General features: G+C 59.1%; 15 protein-coding genes. 9 read left to right on the plus strand and 6 right to left on the minus strand.

Going from position 1 to position 17,388, the window contains the following annotated elements; all coding sequences use genetic code 11:
• The first annotated feature begins 51 nt into the window (after nt 1–51).
• Entirely contained in the window at nt 52–2,190 is a 2,139-nt protein-coding gene (locus HX821_RS07570; RefSeq protein ID WP_134326572.1) for a TonB-dependent siderophore receptor, read from the plus strand.
• A 56-nt stretch (nt 2,191–2,246) separates the two neighbouring features.
• A complete protein-coding gene (gene gorA / locus HX821_RS07575; RefSeq protein WP_177035518.1) occupies nt 2,247–3,605 on the plus strand; it encodes a glutathione-disulfide reductase in 1,359 nt (452 codons plus the stop codon).
• Here gorA and HX821_RS07580 read toward each other — a convergent pair whose 3' ends face one another.
• Complete coding sequence (locus HX821_RS07580) at nt 3,606–4,613, minus strand: DNA-binding protein (RefSeq protein WP_003212575.1); 1,008 nt, start codon at nt 4,611–4,613, stop codon at nt 3,606–3,608.
• A gap of 161 nt (nt 4,614–4,774) precedes the next feature.
• Between HX821_RS07580 and HX821_RS07585 the strand changes: the two genes are divergently transcribed.
• The 3 genes from HX821_RS07585 to ahpF all read left to right on the plus strand — a co-directional run bounded on the left by HX821_RS07585 (nt 4,775) and on the right by ahpF (nt 8,107).
• A complete protein-coding gene (locus tag HX821_RS07585; RefSeq protein ID WP_177035519.1) occupies nt 4,775–5,701 on the plus strand; it encodes a site-specific integrase in 927 nt (308 codons plus the stop codon).
• A 149-nt stretch (nt 5,702–5,850) separates the two neighbouring features.
• Nucleotides 5,851–6,414 (plus strand): alkyl hydroperoxide reductase subunit C, encoded by a 564-nt coding sequence (ahpC, locus tag HX821_RS07590; RefSeq protein WP_003173835.1) that lies wholly within the window; start codon nt 5,851–5,853, stop codon nt 6,412–6,414.
• A 127-nt stretch (nt 6,415–6,541) separates the two neighbouring features.
• Entirely contained in the window at nt 6,542–8,107 is a 1,566-nt protein-coding gene (gene ahpF / locus HX821_RS07595) for an alkyl hydroperoxide reductase subunit F (RefSeq protein WP_003212573.1), read from the plus strand.
• A gap of 63 nt (nt 8,108–8,170) precedes the next feature.
• Here the strand turns inward: ahpF and gloA are convergent, their stop codons facing one another.
• A complete protein-coding gene (gloA, locus tag HX821_RS07600; RefSeq protein ID WP_008432524.1) occupies nt 8,171–8,692 on the minus strand; it encodes a lactoylglutathione lyase in 522 nt (173 codons plus the stop codon).
• Nucleotides 8,693–8,885: 193 nt separating this feature from the next.
• Between gloA and HX821_RS07605 the strand changes: the two genes are divergently transcribed.
• Nucleotides 8,886–9,422: a DUF4946 domain-containing protein gene (locus HX821_RS07605; RefSeq protein WP_008432526.1), complete on the plus strand. Its 537-nt coding sequence runs from the start codon at nt 8,886–8,888 to the stop codon at nt 9,420–9,422.
• 170 nt (nt 9,423–9,592) lie between these two features.
• Here HX821_RS07605 and HX821_RS07610 read toward each other — a convergent pair whose 3' ends face one another.
• The 3 genes from HX821_RS07610 to HX821_RS07620 form a co-directional block, all read right to left on the minus strand.
• A complete protein-coding gene (locus HX821_RS07610) occupies nt 9,593–9,958 on the minus strand; it encodes a histone-like nucleoid-structuring protein, MvaT/MvaU family (RefSeq protein ID WP_003212570.1) in 366 nt (121 codons plus the stop codon).
• Between the two features lie 196 nt (nt 9,959–10,154).
• Entirely contained in the window at nt 10,155–11,699 is a 1,545-nt protein-coding gene (locus HX821_RS07615; RefSeq protein ID WP_177035520.1) for an EAL domain-containing protein, read from the minus strand.
• Nucleotides 11,700–11,823: 124 nt separating this feature from the next.
• Nucleotides 11,824–12,696 (minus strand): LysR family transcriptional regulator, encoded by an 873-nt coding sequence (locus tag HX821_RS07620; protein WP_177035521.1) that lies wholly within the window; start codon nt 12,694–12,696, stop codon nt 11,824–11,826.
• Nucleotides 12,697–12,773: 77 nt separating this feature from the next.
• On the opposite strand from HX821_RS07620, the gene HX821_RS07625 reads away from it, so the two are divergent.
• The 3 genes from HX821_RS07625 (at nt 12,774) to HX821_RS07635 (ending at nt 16,414) form a co-directional block, all read left to right on the plus strand.
• Entirely contained in the window at nt 12,774–13,700 is a 927-nt protein-coding gene (locus tag HX821_RS07625) for a DMT family transporter (protein WP_177035522.1), read from the plus strand.
• Between the two features lie 246 nt (nt 13,701–13,946).
• Nucleotides 13,947–15,023: a 4-hydroxyphenylpyruvate dioxygenase gene (hppD, locus tag HX821_RS07630; RefSeq protein ID WP_003212566.1), complete on the plus strand. Its 1,077-nt coding sequence runs from the start codon at nt 13,947–13,949 to the stop codon at nt 15,021–15,023.
• Between the two features lie 158 nt (nt 15,024–15,181).
• Entirely contained in the window at nt 15,182–16,414 is a 1,233-nt protein-coding gene (locus tag HX821_RS07635; RefSeq protein ID WP_256344230.1) for a dermonecrotic toxin domain-containing protein, read from the plus strand.
• Here HX821_RS07635 and rarD read toward each other — a convergent pair.
• Nucleotides 16,383–17,264, minus strand: a complete 882-nt coding sequence (rarD, locus tag HX821_RS07640; RefSeq protein WP_023658818.1) for an EamA family transporter RarD — start codon at nt 17,262–17,264, stop codon at nt 16,383–16,385. The genes HX821_RS07635 and rarD overlap by 32 nt on opposite strands.
• Nucleotides 17,265–17,388: the final 124 nt, after the last annotated feature.

Genomic DNA, 17,388 nt, shown 5'->3' on the forward strand with positions numbered 1-17,388 from the left:
ATTCAATATTAAATAAGAACGATTAACAAAAAGACTTTTCAAGGAATCGTCATGTCCGGTGCGTTGTCTTCTCCTCCGTTTTACCTTTCCAGGCTGGCGCTGGTGGTGTTGGCGCTTGCTCCTGTTGTGTGGGCCGATGACGCGCCCATCGTGTTGAAGGACACCGCGGTGACAGCCGCCGAGGCCGAGCCGGCAGACGGCGTGGTGCCAGGCTATGTGGCGCGCAACACCACCGTGGGCACCAAAACCGGCGCGCCGATCGTGGAGACGCCGCAATCGATCTCGGTGGTCAGCCGCCAGCAGATGGATGACCAGGCGGCGCAAACCGTCGACCAGGCATTGCGCTACACACCAGGGGTTTACTCCCAGGATAACGACCTGCGGTTTGACCAGTTGAGCATTCGCGGCTTCGATGCCGACTCCTACCTCGACGGGCTCAAGCTCAATCGCACGACCTGGTTCGCTACGCCTCGGGTCGACCCTTGGTTTCTGGAGCGCATCGACGTGCTGCGCGGGCCAGCTTCCGTGCTGTACGGCCAGAGCGGGCCGGGCGGCCTGGTGGACATGCAGAGCAAGCGGCCGACGGATGAGCCACTGCACGTGTTGCAAATGAGCGTGGGCAATGACAACCGCTATCAGGCCGGCTTCGATTTTGGCGGGCGCCTGGACGAGCAGGGCGATGTGACCTATCGGCTGACCGGGCTGGGCCGCATGGCCGATACCCAGACCGATCACATCAAGGACCAGCGCATCGCCATCGCGCCGGCCATCACCTGGAACATCGACGACGACACCAGCCTGACCCTGCTGGCCAACTATCAATACGACCCGGAAGGTGGGCTGTTCAACCCGGTACCCGCGTATGGCACCGCGCTGCACAACCCGAATGGGCGCTTGCGCCCCGATGATTACCTGGGCGACCCGGACCGCGATCGCTTCAAGCGCAATCAGTTTTCCCTGGGCTACGCGTTCAGCCACCGGTTCAACGACACCTGGAGCTTTCGCCAGCACCTGCGCTATATGCATGATGACGTCGACTACTACCAGACTTCCCTCACCGGGCCGCTGGACGCCAACCTTGCCACCGCGCCGCTGTGGGCCAACGTCAATCATGAGCACCTTGGCCAGTTCGCCCTTGATAACCAGTTGCAGTCCGACTTCAGCACCGGCCCGGTCAAGCACACTGTGCTGATGGGGGCGGACTTCCAGCGGCTGTTGCAGACCATCAACCGGGGCGGTCAGTATTTCCCGAGTGCGATCAATATCTACAACCCCGACTTCAGCGCCTTGCCGAGGGTGCCGGTGTCCATCAACCAATACACCACCCAGAGCCAGTTTGGCGTGTACCTGCAGGACCAGCTCAGCTTCGACCATTGGCGCTGGCTGATCGGTGTGCGGCAAGACTGGGCGCGTACCTACGACAATCAGGACAGCGCGTTGACTGGCGCCAACCTGAGCAACACGCGCCAGCACGACGAGAAACTCACCTGGCGTTCGGGCCTGAGCTACGTGTTTGATAACGGCGTTGCGCCGTATGTCAGCTACAGCGAATCGTTCCAGCCGCAACTGGGCACTGACCGGCTGGGCGCGACATTTGTGCCGACCACCGGCAAGCAGTACGAAGCCGGCGTTAAATACCAGCCTGTGGGCTCCCGCAGCCTGTACAGCGCGGCAGTGTTCGACCTGCGTCAGCAAAACGTCCTGACCACCGACGATGTCGACCCCAATTTTGCCACGCAGAAAGGCGAAATCCGCTCCCGCGGCATCGAGCTGGAAGCCCATGCCGAGGTCACCTCGAACCTCAGCCTGATCGGTTTTTACACCTGGATGGACCAGCGCATCCTCAAATCCAATGACGGCGACCAGGGCGAACACCCGACCGGCATCCCGGGCAAGAGTGCCTCGCTGTGGGCGGACTACACCTTCCACGACGGCCCGCTGCAGGGCGTCGGTTTCGCGGCGGGTGCGCGCTATTTCGGGCCGAGCTACGGCAGCGCCGACAACACGCTGGAGGTGTCATCGCGCACGCTGTTTGATGCCGCGGCGCACTATGACGTGCAGAACTGGCGCCTGGCCCTCAACGCCAGCAACCTGTTCAACAAGGAATACCTGGCCTACTGCAGCAACGGTTTCCTTTGCTACTGGGGCGCAACCCGTTCGTTGCAGGCCAGCGCGACGTATCGCTGGTAAGGCGCTGACCTCTGGCGCGGCAGCAGGTATGCTGTTGTCCTGCCGAGGAGAGTGAAATGGCCTACGATTTTGACCTTTATGTAATTGGTGCCGGTTCCGGCGGTGTGCGCGCTGCACGATTCGCTGCGGGTTTTGGCGCCAAAGTGGCGGTGGCTGAAAGCCGCTACCTGGGCGGTACCTGCGTGAATGTGGGCTGCGTACCGAAGAAACTGTTGGTGTACGGCGCGCATTTCGCCGAAGACTTCGAGCAGGCCAGCGGTTTTGGCTGGTCCCTGGGTGAAGCGAACTTCGATTGGGCGACCCTGATCGCCAACAAGGATCGTGAAATCAACCGTCTCAATGGCATCTACCGCAACCTGCTGGTCAACAGCGGCGTGACCCTGCACGAAGGGCATGCGCGGCTGGTGGACCCGCACCAGGTAGAAATCAACGGCGAGCGTTTTACCGCCAAGCACATTCTGGTGGCCACCGGTGGCTGGCCGCAGATCCCGGACATCCCGGGGAGCGAGCACGCCATTGGCTCCAATGAGGCGTTTTTCCTCAAGGAGCTGCCCAAGCGTGTGCTGGTAGTCGGCGGTGGCTATATCGCCGTCGAGTTCGCCGGGATTTTCCATGGCCTGGGCGCACAGACTTCGCTGCTGTATCGCGGCGACCTGTTCCTGCGCGGTTTTGACGGCTCGGTGCGCACGCACTTGAAGGAGGAACTGACCAAGCGCGGCCTGGACCTGCAGTTCAACGCCGACATCGAGCGTATCGACAAGCAGGCCGATGGCAGCCTCAAGGCCACCTTGAAAGATGGCCGCGTGCTGGAAGCCGATTGCGTGTTCTACGCCACTGGCCGACGCCCGATGCTCGATAACCTGGGGCTGGAAAACACTGGCGTCAAGTTGGACAAGCGCGGCTTTGTCGAAGTGGATGAGCTGTACCAGACCGCCGAACCGTCGATCCTGGCGATTGGTGATGTGATCGGCCGCGTGCAACTGACGCCAGTGGCCCTGGCTGAAGGCATGGCCGTGGCACGTCGCTTGTTCAAGCCTGAGCAATATCGTCCGGTGGACTACGCGATGATCCCGACGGCGGTGTTCAGCCTGCCGAATATCGGCACCGTGGGCCTCAGCGAAGAGCAGGCCCGTGAAGACGGGCACAAGGTGCAGGTGTTCGAAAGCCGCTTCCGGCCGATGAAACTGACCCTGACCGACTGCCAGGAAAAGACCTTGATGAAGCTGGTGGTCGACGCCGAGACCGACAAGGTCCTGGGTTGCCACATGGTCGGCCCCGACGCTGGCGAGATCGTGCAGGGCCTGGCGATCGCGCTCAAGGCGGGCGCGACCAAGCAGCATTTTGATGAAACCATCGGCGTGCACCCAACGGCGGCGGAAGAGTTCGTCACCATGCGCACGCCAGTGGCGCAGTAATCAGCCCTCGGTAGTTGCTTCCGGCACCGTCGCAACGACGGCTGCCAGGCGCAGCGCATCAATACTGGCCTGGGCCTTGACCAGGTCCAGTTCCAGGGTTTTGTTGGCCTTCTGATGCTCGGCCAGCGCTTCCTGGCGCGCCTGATTCTCCAGTTGGGCAACCCGCAAGCGTTCCTGCAACAGGGTACGCTCGCTGTCGATCACGCTCACTTGCTCGCTCAATTGACGCTGCTGTTCGCGGTCCTGGCGAGCCTGTTCCTGCAGTGCGCTCAATTCCTTCACGGTCACCCGATGCTCGATCAGCAGGCGCTCGTTATCGCGGTGCAACTGAGTGATTTCATCCTGGCGCACCATCGCGCTCTGCTGGGCCTGGCGCAGCTCTGCCTGGACCTGCTGCAACTGGCCTTCATGGCGACGCTGTTCCTGTTCACGCTGGTCCTTGATCGCATTGCGGTAATGCTCCAGGGCGTCCCGGGCATGCAGGTGCTTTTCTTCCAGTGAGCGAATCTGCTCGTCCTTGTCGTTGATCCGCAACTCGTAATCGCTGCACGCCTGGCTCAGCCCGGCGTTGCGGGTTTGCTCGGTTTGCAGGCTGGAGCGAGTGCTTTGCAAGGCCGCGCTTTCATCGGCCAGGGCGGCGGACTGGATATCGAACTGCTGCTTGAGCTGGGAGTGGGCCGCTTCCAGCTCCTCAACCTGGGCGAGCAGGGCGGTTTTCTGTTGCTGGAACTGCGCCAGGGCCAGGTCGATAGGCTCCTGGGCCTTCTCCTTCAGGCGCTGGGCCAGTCGCGCCACCAGTTCACCCAGTTCGTCGTCAATGGGCGCTTCGGTGATGGTCTGGCGGGTTTCGCTTTCGTCCAGCTCCTTCAGATAGCGATGAATCGTGGTTTTCGAGCCGGTATTGCCCATCTCGATGCGTACTGCATCGATGCTCGGGTTTTCGCCACGGGCAAGGATTGCCAGGCGTGCCGTTTGAACTACTGCTTTATTGATGCCGCCGCGAGCCATGGAGTCTCCGTCGATTTGGTACTGTGGTACGTAGTATGTATATACGTACTATATCACGATTGTTTTAAAGCCGAAATTGATGATTTATCAGATGGGATATTGGCGTATTATCCCGTGTGATACAGGTTTTGAAATGGACAACAGCCAATGGCAGTACAGGCATGAGTGAGCTGGACCGTTATCTGAATGCGGCCACCCGCGATAACACCCGCCGCAGCTATCGAGTGGCAATCGAGCATTTCGAGGTGAATTGGGGTGGATTCCTGCCGGCGACCAGCGACAGCGTGGCGCGCTATCTGGTGGCGCATGCGGGCGTGCTGTCGGTCAACACGTTGAAGCTGCGTTTATCGGCGCTGGCCCAGTGGCACACCAGCCAGGGGTTTCCTGATCCGACCAAGGCGCCAGTGGTGCGCAAAGTCCTGAAAGGCATTCGCGCCCTGCACCCGGCTCAGGAAAAACAGGCGGAGCCATTACAGCTGCAGCACCTGGAGCAGGTCATCCAGTTCCTCGAACAGGAAGGCCACGACGCCCGAGGCGCAGAAGACCATCCCCGATGGCTGCGGGCCAAGCGTGACGCAGCGTTGATCCTGCTGGGTTTCTGGCGTGGCTTTCGCAGCGATGAGTTGTGCCGGCTGAATATCGAGCACGTGCAGGCGGTGCCCGGTTCGGGCATCACCCTGTATCTACCGCGCAGCAAAAGTGATCGGGAAAATATCGGCCGCACCTACCAGACGCCGGCGCTGTTGCGGCTGTGCCCGGTGCAGGCCTATAGCGAATGGCTCAGCGCTTCAGCGCTGGTGCGCGGCCCGGTGTTTCGCGGCATTGATCGTTGGGGCAACCTGGGCGAGGAGGGCTTGCACGCCAACAGCGTGATCCCGCTATTGCGCCAGGCGCTGGAGCGCGCCGGGATTGCGGCCGATCAGTACACCAGCCACTCCCTGCGCCGGGGCTTCGCTACCTGGGCTCATCGCAGTGGCTGGGACTTGAAGTCGTTGATGACTTACGTCGGCTGGAAAGACATGAAATCGGCCATGCGCTATGTTGAAGCGACGCCCTTTCTCGGCATGACCCGGGCATCCCTCGAGTGATTCAAGGTTTCTTCTATTAATACAGTCTCTTGATAGTGAAAACCAATCGTCAGCATCAGGTTTGCCAATGAGCCATCGGCCGGGAGAGTGGGTAGGATTCACCTCATCAACTTACTAAGCCCTTCTACAACCCTGACGGAGAGTCAACGATGCCTATCATCAACAGCCAAGTAAAACCGTTCAAAGCTACCGCCTACAAAAACGGCAACTTCGTAGACGTGACTGATGCTGACCTGAAAGGCAAATGGTCTGTCGTCTTCTTCTACCCAGCCGACTTCACCTTCGTCTGCCCAACCGAACTGGAAGACCTGGCTGACAACTACGCCGAATTCCAGAAACTGGGCGTCGAAATCTACAGCGTTTCCACCGACACCCACTTTGCCCACGCTGCCTGGCACAACACCTCGCCAGCCATCGGCAAAATCCAGTACACCATGATCGGCGACCCGACCCTGACCATCTCCCGCAACTTCGACGTGCTGATCGAAGAAGCTGGCCTGGCAGACCGTGGCACCTTCGTGATCAACCCTGAAGGCCAGATCAAAATCGTTGAACTGAACGATGGCGGCGTTGGCCGTGACGCTTCCGAGCTGCTGCGCAAAATCAAGGCGGCCCAGTACGTTGCTGCTCACCCGGGCGAAGTCTGCCCAGCCAAGTGGAAAGAAGGCGAGGCCACCCTGGCTCCGTCCCTGGACCTGGTCGGCAAGATCTAAGTCTGTGAAATGCCAAGGGCGGGTTACCGCACCTAAGTAAGCTGCATCCGCCCTCGAAACGCCCGGGCGAGATTCGCTCGGGCGTTTTTTTGTCTGCAATAAACCGAATTAATAGGAAATCGCCCGTATGTTGGACGCCAATCTTAAAGCTCAGTTGAAGTCATACCTGGAACGGGTCACCCAGCCGATCGAGATCGTCGCCTCCCTCGATGACGGTGCGAAATCCCAGGAAATGCTTGCCCTCTTGCAGGATGTAGCCAGCCTTTCGACGCTGATTACCCTGAAAAGCGATGGCAATGATGCGCGCAAGCCATCGTTCTCCATCAACCGCCCGGGTGCCGATATCAGCCTGCGTTTTGCCGGCATCCCAATGGGCCATGAATTCACTTCGCTGGTGTTGGCGCTGCTGCAAGTCGGCGGCCACCCCTCGAAGGCCAGTGTCGAAGTGATTGAACAGATTCGCGCCCTTAAAGGCGAGTTCAGCTTCGAGACTTACTTCTCGCTGTCGTGCCAGAACTGCCCGGACGTGGTCCAGGCGCTGAACCTGATGGCAGTATTGAACCCGAACATCCGCCACGTCGCCATCGACGGTGCGCTGTTCCAGGCAGAAGTCGATGATCGTCAGATCATGGCCGTGCCCAGCGTTTACTTGAATGGTGTGAACTTCGGCCAGGGCCGCATGGGCCTGGAAGAAATCCTCGCCAAGCTCGACACCAGCGGTATCGAAAAAGCCGCCGAGAAAATCAGCGCCAAAGATGCGTTCGACGTACTTGTCGTCGGCGGTGGCCCAGCGGGTTCGGCAGCGGCTATCTACGCTGCACGTAAAGGCATCCGTACCGGCGTTGCAGCCGAGCGCTTCGGCGGGCAGGTGCTGGACACCATGTCGATCGAGAACTTTATCTCGGTACAGGAAACCGAAGGGCCGAAACTCGCCAGCGCCCTGGAGGCCCACGTGCGTCAGTACGATGTGGACATCATGAACCTGCAGCGTGCTACTGCGCTGATCCCGGCGAAAAACAACGGTGAGCTGCACGAAATCCGTTTCGAAAGCGGTGCGACCCTCAAGTCCAAGACCGTGATCCTGGCCACCGGTGCCCGCTGGCGTGAAATGGGTGTACCGGGCGAGCAGGAATACAAGGCCAAAGGCGTGTGCTTCTGCCCGCACTGCGACGGCCCGCTGTTCAAGGGCAAGCGCGTGGCGGTGATCGGCGGTGGTAACTCCGGCGTTGAAGCAGCCATCGACCTGGCCGGTATCGTCAGCCACGTGACCTTGCTTGAGTTTGACAGCAAGTTGCGCGCCGACGCCGTGTTGCAGCGCAAGCTGTACAGCCTGCCGAACGTTGACGTGATTACCAGCGCGCTGACCAGTGAGGTCAAGGGGGATGGCCAGAAAGTTACCGGCCTGGCCTACAAGGATCGCGACAGTGGCGAATTCAAGACTATCGACCTGGAAGGCATCTTTGTACAGATCGGTTTGCTGCCCAACACCGACTGGCTCAAAGGCACTGTGGAGTTGACTCCACGTGGCGAGATCATCGTCGATGCACGTGGTGAGACTTCGTTGCCAGGCGTTTTTGCCGCCGGCGACGTAACGACTGTGCCGTACAAGCAGATCGTAATAGCAGTAGGCGAGGGCGCCAAGGCTTCCCTGAGTGCTTTCGATCACCTGATCCGCACTTCCGCCCCGGCGTAAATTCCGGCCCGGAAATGAAAAACCCCATGAGTGATCATGGGGTTTTTTATTGCCGGCGGAACCTTACAGCGGCGTTGGCTGAATGATTTCAACCCAGTACGCATCCGGGTCTTTCACGAAGGCCAGGCTTTTCATGCGGCCGTCACTCAGGCGCTTCTGGAAGTCGCAGCCCAGTTCTTCAAAGCGCGCGCAGGCAGCAACGATGTCCGGCACCGAGATGCAGATATGGCCAAAGCCACGCGGGTCGGTGTTGCCGTTGTGGTAGGCAAAGTCCGCGTCGTTTTCGGTGCCGTGGTTGTGGGTCAGTTCGAGGATGCCCGGGATCGACTTCATCCACTGGGTGCGGGCGGCAGCGTCGGCCGGGATCTGGGCCTTGTCGACCAGGGCCAGGAAGTACAGGCTGAATTCGGCTTCCGGGAAGTCACGTTTTTCAACCAGGGAAAAACCCAGTACGCGGGTGTAGAAATCCAGCGACTTGGTGATGTCCTTGACCCGCAGCATGGTGTGGTTGAATACGAAGTTCGTGGTGGCGGCGTCAGGCTGGGCGGTGACGCCCGGGAAAGTGTTCAGTTCGTGCAGGCTCATGGGCCCTCCAGAGAAAAATGGGGCAAACGTGGCTCCGGTTGGAGCATCCCTTGGCTTGCGGCTGGCATCCGTGCAGCCGGTCCATGATACGCAGCCCTGCCGGTTGCGCCAAATGAAAAAGGTCACGCAACCCTTGCGGCCAGCGGGTGCAGGGGCCCAAACTTTGTCGCTTGAACCTTGAGTGTTTTTCGTAATGACCGGATTTCGCGCACCGTTGTTGAGTACCCTGGGCCTGTTGCTGGGCAGCACCGCTGCATGGGCGGCTGACCCGGAAATTCATTGGCCCAGCGGCTGGCAGGTAGAGGAAGTGGCGCCCGACGACCAGGCCCCGGCGCAACCGTCGGCGGTGTCCCGCCAGCGGGCCATAAAGAATGATGAGAATGGCGCGACCTTGATGGTCATGGAGTTGACAGGCACGCCAATCGAAGCGGGGCATACGGTCAACCTGCAAGGTGTGCTGCTGGAAATGCGCAAATCCATCCAGAAGGACTTTGCCCAGGGTGGTTATCAAAGTGTGTGCACCAAGATGCACCCCACAACATTGAGCCGGCTTGAGGCATTGGAAACTACCTGTGTAATCACCGAGAACGGTCGGCATGTGCTGTCGCAAACGTTGGTGGGGGCTGTCGATACCGATAAGGCCTATGTTTTTTCATACGCAGGCCAGGCCGACGCTTACGAATCAAGCAAGGATGAAGTCAGTTCGGTGCGTGACAGCCTTAAACTTTGAGCGTTGTAGGCATCGCGACAAATAAGTCGATTTGAACAAAGTGAAATGTTTTTTAAAGTTCGCTTTTGAAAGTGCCAGCGTCCTGATTTGTTTCACTATCGATGCCTGTAAACAAAAAAGCCCTGCATGTGCAGGGCTTTTCTTAGTGCGTTTGTACTAGCCGCAAAGCATTAGCCGCGAAGCCAGGAGTCTACAGTGGCTGCGCCGTACTGTTCTTTCCACGCCTTCAGGCCGCGATGGTTGCCGCCCTTGGTTTCGATCAGTTCACCCGTGTGCGGGTTGTGGTAAACCTTGACGACGCGGGCACGGCGCTGTTTGGGTGCGGCAGCGACGGAAGCGCCGGACTTGCCCGGGTTAGGATCCAGGATGGAGATGATGTCGCGCAGGCTTTTGCCGTAGGTCTTCATCAGCCCTTGCAGCTTTTCTTCGAATTCGATTTCTTTCTTCAAACCAGCATCGTTCTTCAGGGATTCCAGCTGGGCAAGCTGCTCTTGAAGGGCTTTTTCTGCTGCGCGAAATTCGGCGAGTCTGGACAAAATCTATACTCCAATAGTGTATTTGGCTGATATCTACTGCAAACAAAGCGATAAGCCAAGAGCCTTAAGGCGACTCAATGAAAGTGGCCTTCCTGCCAATTCAGCACAGGCAGGAAAAATTGTAGTAGTTAATCAGTCATGAGTAAATCATGTCTTTTGTATAAATAACAATATTTCCGTTGAAGTGGCTGGCTATTCAATGGCTGTTCAGGAATCTAATGAACTCGTCGCAAGGTACAGGCTTGCCAAACAGGTAGCCTTGCAAGAAATCAACGCCTTGGGCCGCCAGATAGTCGCATTGTTCTTGTGTTTCGACGCCTTCGGCAACGATGCCCAGGTCCAGCTTGGCAGACAGTTCAATGATGCTGTCGAGTATATGCCGCGAGAGTGCATCAACACCGATCATTGCCACGAAGCTTTGATCTATCTTCAAGTAATCGACATTGAAGTTGCGCAAATAACCCAGGCTGGAGTGGCCGGTGCCAAAGTCGTCGATCGCGATCATTACCCCCATTTCATGCAGCGCCTGGAACAGCTGGCGGGTGATATCCGTGGGTTCGATCAACTCGCGCTCGGTCAACTCCAGGACCAGGATCACCTTGCCCGGCGGGAAGGCAGCGAGGAACTCCCGGCAGTCCTCCACCAGCTCCAGGTCGTGACAATGGCGAGCGGTAATGTTGATGCCCACGTGAAAATTGTCGGCAAACCGCGCGGTGTGGGGCGCCAACTGTGCGGCGGTCTGGCGCATCAGGGCGCGGGTCATCGGTACGATCAGGCCCGAATGTTCGGCCAGGGGAATGAACAGGTCCGGGCGCACCAGGCCTTCCCTGGGATGATTCCAGCGCATCAGCACTTCACAGCCGGCCCACTGCCGGATGTTGTCGCCACGCACCACTGGCTGGTAATAGGGCACAAATTCATTGGCGCCCAGGGCCCGTTGCAGTTCCAGGGTCGGTGCCGATGAGCGCTTTTGCAGCCAGTGGGCGAGGATGCCTGCCAGCACGCCGAAAAACACCACCAGAACGAACAGTGCAGGATACCGCGCCTGCATGTAGCGCCAGGTTTCACCCTCCGGCATCCCGGCTTCCACGCTGTAGGTATACCGTGTGGAGTCGAGATGATGATGCGCGACGGAAAATGTCGGCAGCGTTGTGCTGTGCACCTTGCCATCCGCCGCCAGCCAGTTAGGCCCCACCTGCAACACCAGGTCGGTATATCGGCTGATCAGGCGCAAGGCGTTTGTCAGGTGGTAGCCATCGATGGAGGCAAAGGCCCCCCGGTCTCCCTCGGTGAGGCGATAAACCAGCAATGCGGTGTCGGGTGTCACCGGGTTGCCTTTCATCAGCCAGAGACGGCCGCCGACGTAGTCCTCAGGGTTGACCGGTGACTGGTAGTTGCCGCCAAACAACGAGCTGCAATAGATGTTGCGCTGCCAGGACAAGGTGGTGGCGCGCACGAACGGCCGGCGGGTGACCTGTTCCCGCAGCTTCAGTTGAGTCGGGTTATCACATTCATGGCCGGCCAGTGGCAGCAGGTCCTGGGCGGCGAGGGCGGTGTTGTCGAGCATCAGGTCAAACTGGCGCACGGCCTCCTGGGCGGTTTGCGCGGTGCTGTGCTCGAGGGTGCGCCCGGCTTGCCAATACAGGATAAGCACACCCAGCAAAATGGGCAGCGCGCCACTGAGCAGGGTGATCAGATGGCGAGTAGAGGCCTTTCGGGGGCCTTTGACGGTCAGTGGCATTTGCGCAGCCTGTAGCGGGAGAGGGCAATAGGACGCTCAAATGCGGTCGGGACAACCTCGGTGGCCTTCCAACAAAGCGTATCGGTATTGGCCATGATAGATGGCGGCAGGCGTCTGTGCATGTTCAATAAAGCTTCAACCGTGTGGCCAGTTGAATAAATGCCAGGGTTGCCGGCGAGGACTGCCGACGGTCCAGTACCGCCAGCCCCACCTGGCGTTTGACGGCAGGCTTGAGCGGTTTGATCAGGTAATCCGCCTGCGTGGATTCAGGCAGCGACAACTCGGCAACAATGGTCACGCCGTCGCCCCGGCGCACGGTGTCCAGGGTGCTGAGCAGCTGTGAGCAGCGGTAACGCACATCCGGCTGCAACCCTGCACCGACGAACAGCCTTGAGACCAGTTCGGCAGAGCCGGCCTGGGTCAGGATAAAAGGTTCACCACACAGCGCTTTCAGGCTGACACTTGGCTGCGCGCCCAAGTGATGCCCCAAGGGCAGCAGCGCGACCAGTTGGTCCTCAATCAACGGGAACGTATCGAAGCGCTCTTCAGGCAGCACCACAAACCCAACGTCGACGCGCCGCTCTTCCAGCCACTGCGTCACCTGGCGATCGGGGCCTTCGTCGACATGCACCTCGATGCCCGGATGCTGCTCGCGAAAATGCCGCAGGATCGCGGGCAACAAGCGAATCGATGAGGTCGGCCCGAACGAGCCGATGCGCAGCGTGCCGCGCTTCATCCCGCGGGCATCGGCGGCTTCCTGTTGCAGCGTGTTGGCCAACCCGAGCATGGCCCGGGCGCGCAACAGCAGTTGTTGGCCGATATCGCTGAGTTCGACCTGGGACTGATGACGTCGGATCAACTCCACACCCAGTTCCTGCTCCAGGGATTTGATCGCATGGGACACCGCCGATTGGCTGATGCCCAGGCGATTGGCGGCGCTGGTGAAACCTTGCAGTTCGGCCACCAGGGAAAAGATTTCCAGTTGGGTAAGGGTCATGAGTATTTACTCATTTTACGATGATCGGGGATTAGCCAAACAATAAGCCAATCCCGTGTCTTGTGAGTAGAAATCTGATGAACCCGAGCCCTGACCGTCTGACGTATCTGAAGCTGGCGGCCGTGACCATGATCTGGGGCGGCACCTTCGTTGCCGGGCGCTATCTGGCGGCAGGCCTGGACCCACTGTTGGCGGCGACCGTGCGCTTTGCACTGGCCAGCCTGGCGCTGCTGGCCTTCCTGGGCGCCGCGCGTATTCGCCTGGTGCGTCCGACCACCGCGCAATGGATGCAATTGATGGTGCTGGGCTTTTTCGGGATCTTTTTCTACAACCTGTGTTTTTTCTACGGCCTGCATTACATCAATGCGTCCCGGGCGTCGTTGATCGTGGCGCTGAACCCGGCAGTGATTGGCCTGGCCTCGTGGCTGCTGTTCAAGGAACGCCTGGGCTGCTTCAAGCTGGTGGGGATCGCGCTGTGCCTGGGTGGCGCAGGGCTGGTGATCGTCAGTCGCAACCCGCAGTTGCTGCAGGGCACGGCAGATGCGTGGGTCGGCGACTTGCTGATTTTCGGCTGCGTGGTGGGGTGGGGCGTGTACTCGCTGTTTTCCCGGGGTCTCAACCAGCGCCTGGGGCCGTTGCAAACCGTGACCTGGTCGATCCTGCTGGGCACGCTGATGCTGACGATCACCACGCTGGTGACGGGCCGACTAACGGTGGCCGCATTGGGCCGGATTGATCTGCCCCAACTGATGAGTTTGCTGTACCTGGGCGTGCTGGGCTCGGCACTGGCCTACATCGGCTACTACGATGGCCTGCGCCGCATCGGCGCCACCCGTGCGGGTGTATTTATCGCCCTCAATCCGCTGACGGCAGTGATCTGCGGCGCATTGCTGCTTGGCGAGCAACTGACCGTGCCGATGCTGCTGGGTGGGGCGGTCATTCTGCTGGGCATCTATCTGTGCAACAAACCCCTTGCGCGGGCCAGGGCAATGGGGATCAGATAAGAGTACGGACAAATCTGTTTACGCTGTGTAGAATCGATTTACGCATACAAGAATAAGGACTTGCGCTAACGCAAGCCTCGCCCGTCAGAGACTGATGTAACCATGAAGCTACTCGGGTCCCCCCTCATCTTTGGTGACTTCCTCGCCCGCAGCGTGCGGGGTATCTCCTGTGCGCCACCCGCTGACCTCATCCTTGCTCGCAAATAAACATTTGTTAATTACAAGAATGATGATGAGGCACCGAAAATGGCAGACCTGTACGAAAACCCAATGGGCCTGATGGGCTTTGAGTTCATCGAATTCGCATCGCCAACCCCGGGCACCCTGGAGCCGATCTTCGAGATCATGGGCTTCACCAAGGTCGCGACCCACCGTTCCAAGAACGTACACCTGTACCGGCAGGGCGAGATCAACCTGATCCTCAACAACGAACCCAACAGCATCGCCTCCTACTTTGCGGCCGAGCACGGCCCGTCGGTGTGCGGCATGGCGTTTCGCGTCAAGGACTCGCAACAGGCCTACAACCGGGCCCTGGAACTGGGCGCCCAGCCTATCCATATCGAAACCGGCCCGATGGAGTTGAACCTGCCGGCGATCAAGGGCATTGGCGGCGCGCCACTGTACCTGATCGACCGCTTTGGTGAAGGTAGCTCGATCTATGACATCGACTTCGTGTACCTCGAAGGTGTCGAGCGCAACCCGGTGGGCGCGGGCCTCAAGGTCATCGACCACTTGACTCACAACGTGTACCGCGGCCGCATGGCCTACTGGGCGAACTTCTACGAGAAGCTGTTCAATTTCCGTGAGGCGCGCTATTTCGACATCAAGGGCGAATACACCGGCCTGACCTCCAAGGCCATGAGCGCCCCGGACGGCATGATCCGCATCCCGCTGAACGAAGAATCGTCCAAGGGTGCCGGGCAGATCGAAGAGTTCCTGATGCAGTTCAACGGCGAGGGCATCCAGCACGTTGCCTTCCTCACCGATGACCTGGTCAAGACCTGGGATGCGTTGAAGAAGATCGGCATGCGCTTCATGACCGCGCCGCCAGACACCTACTACGAGATGCTCGAAGGCCGCCTGCCGAACCACGGCGAGCCGGTGGATCAACTGCAGGCACGGGGCATCCTGCTGGACGGCTCGTCAGTGGCGGGGGACAAGCGCCTGCTGCTGCAGATCTTCTCGGAAACCCTGATGGGCCCGGTGTTCTTCGAGTTCATCCAGCGTAAGGGTGACGACGGCTTTGGTGAAGGCAACTTCAAGGCGCTGTTCGAATCCATCGAGCGCGACCAAGTGCGTCGTGGTGTGTTGACCGCTGACTGATCGCCTGGGCGATACACAAAAAAGCCCGACCGGGATTGCACCTGGCCGGGCTTTTTGTTGCCCGGCAGAAACATCGGGACATAGGCGGTTGCTAGCGGCCAGGAACGGAATTCACTGCCAGCGTTACTCAGTGTCATATGCCCAGTTGAGGTTCATGTATGACAGTCATTACGCACACCGGTAGTCCACCTCCAGGTTTGAATCAGGCAGCAGCCGTCAACGACGTACCCGCCATCAGTCCCTTGGCCCCAACTGTTCCCTCCCCATTAAGTCCTGCCACTGTCGCCCGCGTGACGTTTTCCTCGAACGTGGAATGGAGCAGTGCGCAGGGCGAGCTGACCGCCGCAGGCGTCGAACTGGCCAATGCCGTATTGGCCCCGGGTACCTCATCAACCGTCGGCGCGCAGGTCTGCACGTTCGCGGTGGACGGGATCCAGTCGAGCGACATTCTGGTGGTCAAACGCGTACCCGCCTCTGAAACCGGAACGAATATCCTGTTGTACATTCCTGACGTGGAGGGCAATTCGTTCTTCGAATTCAATAACCTTGAAGAAATGAACGCCTGGCTCAAAGAGGTCGCCATCGACCCTGACAAGTTGGATGTATTTGCCGGGCATTTTTCCCGCAATGCGCCTGCCGATCAGACAAAGCGGGTAAAAGACACGATGACGCGCTTCGCCGCAGGCGATATCAATGCCGTGGTCGGGCCTTTTGGCTACGAAAAGGGCGATATTTTCAATCGCCTGGACAAGCACCCAAGCGTGCCGCCGGTACCGGTCAACGGGCTGACGGGGACCTACCTGAAAGTTGAGACCCGTGATGGCCGGGTGACTTTCGCAGGCACACGTCCGGACGGAGAAACCGTACTCTATCAGTACGATGCCTACGGCAACTTCCATGGAGGAGGTAACAAGGGCAACTTCTACTTTGTGAAAAACGGCCTGAACAATGACCAGCCGCTGTCGCCTGTTTCGCGAGAGCAGTACTTGAAAACGGTCGTCAGTGTCAGCCTGGATAATGTGGGTGCCAACGATTTATGGGGGCTGTTCGACGAGTTCATCCGCCAACTGAAGAATCCGGGTTCAGGCATTGGGACGGCCTTGATCGCACTGGGCGTGCCTGAGGATGTGGCGCAGTCCATCGAAAAAATCGTCAAAAACCCCGTCACCGGCACCTTGCTTGAACTCAACCATGGCAACCGGCTCGGTAAGCTGTTTGGCGTTGAAAAGGCGCAAATGGACGCCGCACTGACGCAAATAGGCGACGAAATCCAAGGCAGGATTCCGTATTACGGGGCCATCCGAGGGGGGTTGTCGCAAACGGCTGTAATGCTCGAAATGGCAGCAAAAAAAAGCGCTGTCAGGCCTTCTGCTGACGCACCAAATGCTTGAAGCCTTCAAACACCAGCACCATCACCGCGAGCCAGATCGGAAGATACGTCAGCCATTCCCCCGCCTTGATGCTTTCGCCCAACAACAAGGCCACGCCGAGCAGCAGCACCGGTTCTACATAGCTGAGCAGCCCGAACAGGCTGAAGGCCAACAAGCGGCTGGCGACGACGTAGCACACCAGCGCCGACGCACTGATCAAGCCCAGCATCGGGATCAAGGCGTACAAGCCCTTGTGGGCGTCGAGCACGGCAAAACCCTGTTCGCCGCTTTGCACGAACCACAGTGCCACCGGCAACATCAGCGCCATATCGAGCCACAGCCCGCCGAGGTGGTCGGTCTTCAGGCGTTTGCGCAGTACGAAGTAAACCGGGTAGCCGATAATCACTACCAGGGTTGCCCAGGAGAATCCGCCCACCTGATACAACTCGTTCAGCACACCAGCACCGGCGAAGAACACCGCAATCTTTTGCAGGCGTGACAATTGTTCGCCATACACCAGCCGACCGGTCAGCACCATCGTCAATGGCAGCAGGAAATAGCCCAGCGATACATCCAGGCTGCGACCGTTGAGCGGCGCCCACATGAACAGCCACAACTGCACCCCCAGCAGGGCCGAAGACACCACGACCCCGCCGATCAGCGCGGGTTTGGCCGCAACTAGGCGAACCAGTTCCCACACCCGTCGCCACTCGCCGCTGACAATCATGAACACGGTCATGCAGGGCACCGTCAACAACATGCGCCAGCCGAAGATCTCCAGGCCGCTCAAGGGCGTAAGCAGCGACGTGAAGTAATACATCACGGCAAACAACACCGAGGCCAAGACCGATAACACAACACCTTTAGACACACTGTCCTCACGAAAGCCGATTGATACAAAAGAAGGGGGGATTTCAGGGAGGGAATATAGTGCTTTTGAGGTGAGATGTTTGCTCTGTTTTGGAGCGGTTTATGGGAGGATTTCTCAGATCCCC

This window comes from Pseudomonas sp. B6001, from assembly GCF_013386015.1.
In the GTDB taxonomy this organism is placed as follows: Bacteria; Pseudomonadota; Gammaproteobacteria; order Pseudomonadales; family Pseudomonadaceae; genus Aquipseudomonas.

What these genes read in the sequence shown, in the direction of transcription:
- HX821_RS07570 (WP_134326572.1), top strand. Translation starts at nt 52, where the DNA reads ATGTCCGGTGCGTTGTCTTCTCCTCCGTTTTACCTTTCCAGGCTGGCG.
- gorA (WP_177035518.1), top strand. Translation starts at nt 2,247, where the DNA reads ATGGCCTACGATTTTGACCTTTATGTAATTGGTGCCGGTTCCGGCGGT.
- HX821_RS07580 (WP_003212575.1), bottom strand. Translation starts at nt 4,613, where the DNA reads ATGGCTCGCGGCGGCATCAATAAAGCAGTAGTTCAAACGGCACGCCTG.
- HX821_RS07585 (WP_177035519.1), top strand. Translation starts at nt 4,775, where the DNA reads ATGAGTGAGCTGGACCGTTATCTGAATGCGGCCACCCGCGATAACACC.
- ahpC (WP_003173835.1), top strand. Translation starts at nt 5,851, where the DNA reads ATGCCTATCATCAACAGCCAAGTAAAACCGTTCAAAGCTACCGCCTAC.
- ahpF (WP_003212573.1), top strand. Translation starts at nt 6,542, where the DNA reads ATGTTGGACGCCAATCTTAAAGCTCAGTTGAAGTCATACCTGGAACGG.
- gloA (WP_008432524.1), bottom strand. Translation starts at nt 8,692, where the DNA reads ATGAGCCTGCACGAACTGAACACTTTCCCGGGCGTCACCGCCCAGCCT.
- HX821_RS07605 (WP_008432526.1), top strand. Translation starts at nt 8,886, where the DNA reads ATGACCGGATTTCGCGCACCGTTGTTGAGTACCCTGGGCCTGTTGCTG.
- HX821_RS07615 (WP_177035520.1), bottom strand. Translation starts at nt 11,699, where the DNA reads ATGCCACTGACCGTCAAAGGCCCCCGAAAGGCCTCTACTCGCCATCTG.
- HX821_RS07620 (WP_177035521.1), bottom strand. Translation starts at nt 12,696, where the DNA reads ATGACCCTTACCCAACTGGAAATCTTTTCCCTGGTGGCCGAACTGCAA.
- HX821_RS07625 (WP_177035522.1), top strand. Translation starts at nt 12,774, where the DNA reads ATGAACCCGAGCCCTGACCGTCTGACGTATCTGAAGCTGGCGGCCGTG.
- hppD (WP_003212566.1), top strand. Translation starts at nt 13,947, where the DNA reads ATGGCAGACCTGTACGAAAACCCAATGGGCCTGATGGGCTTTGAGTTC.
- HX821_RS07635 (WP_256344230.1), top strand. Translation starts at nt 15,182, where the DNA reads ATGACAGTCATTACGCACACCGGTAGTCCACCTCCAGGTTTGAATCAG.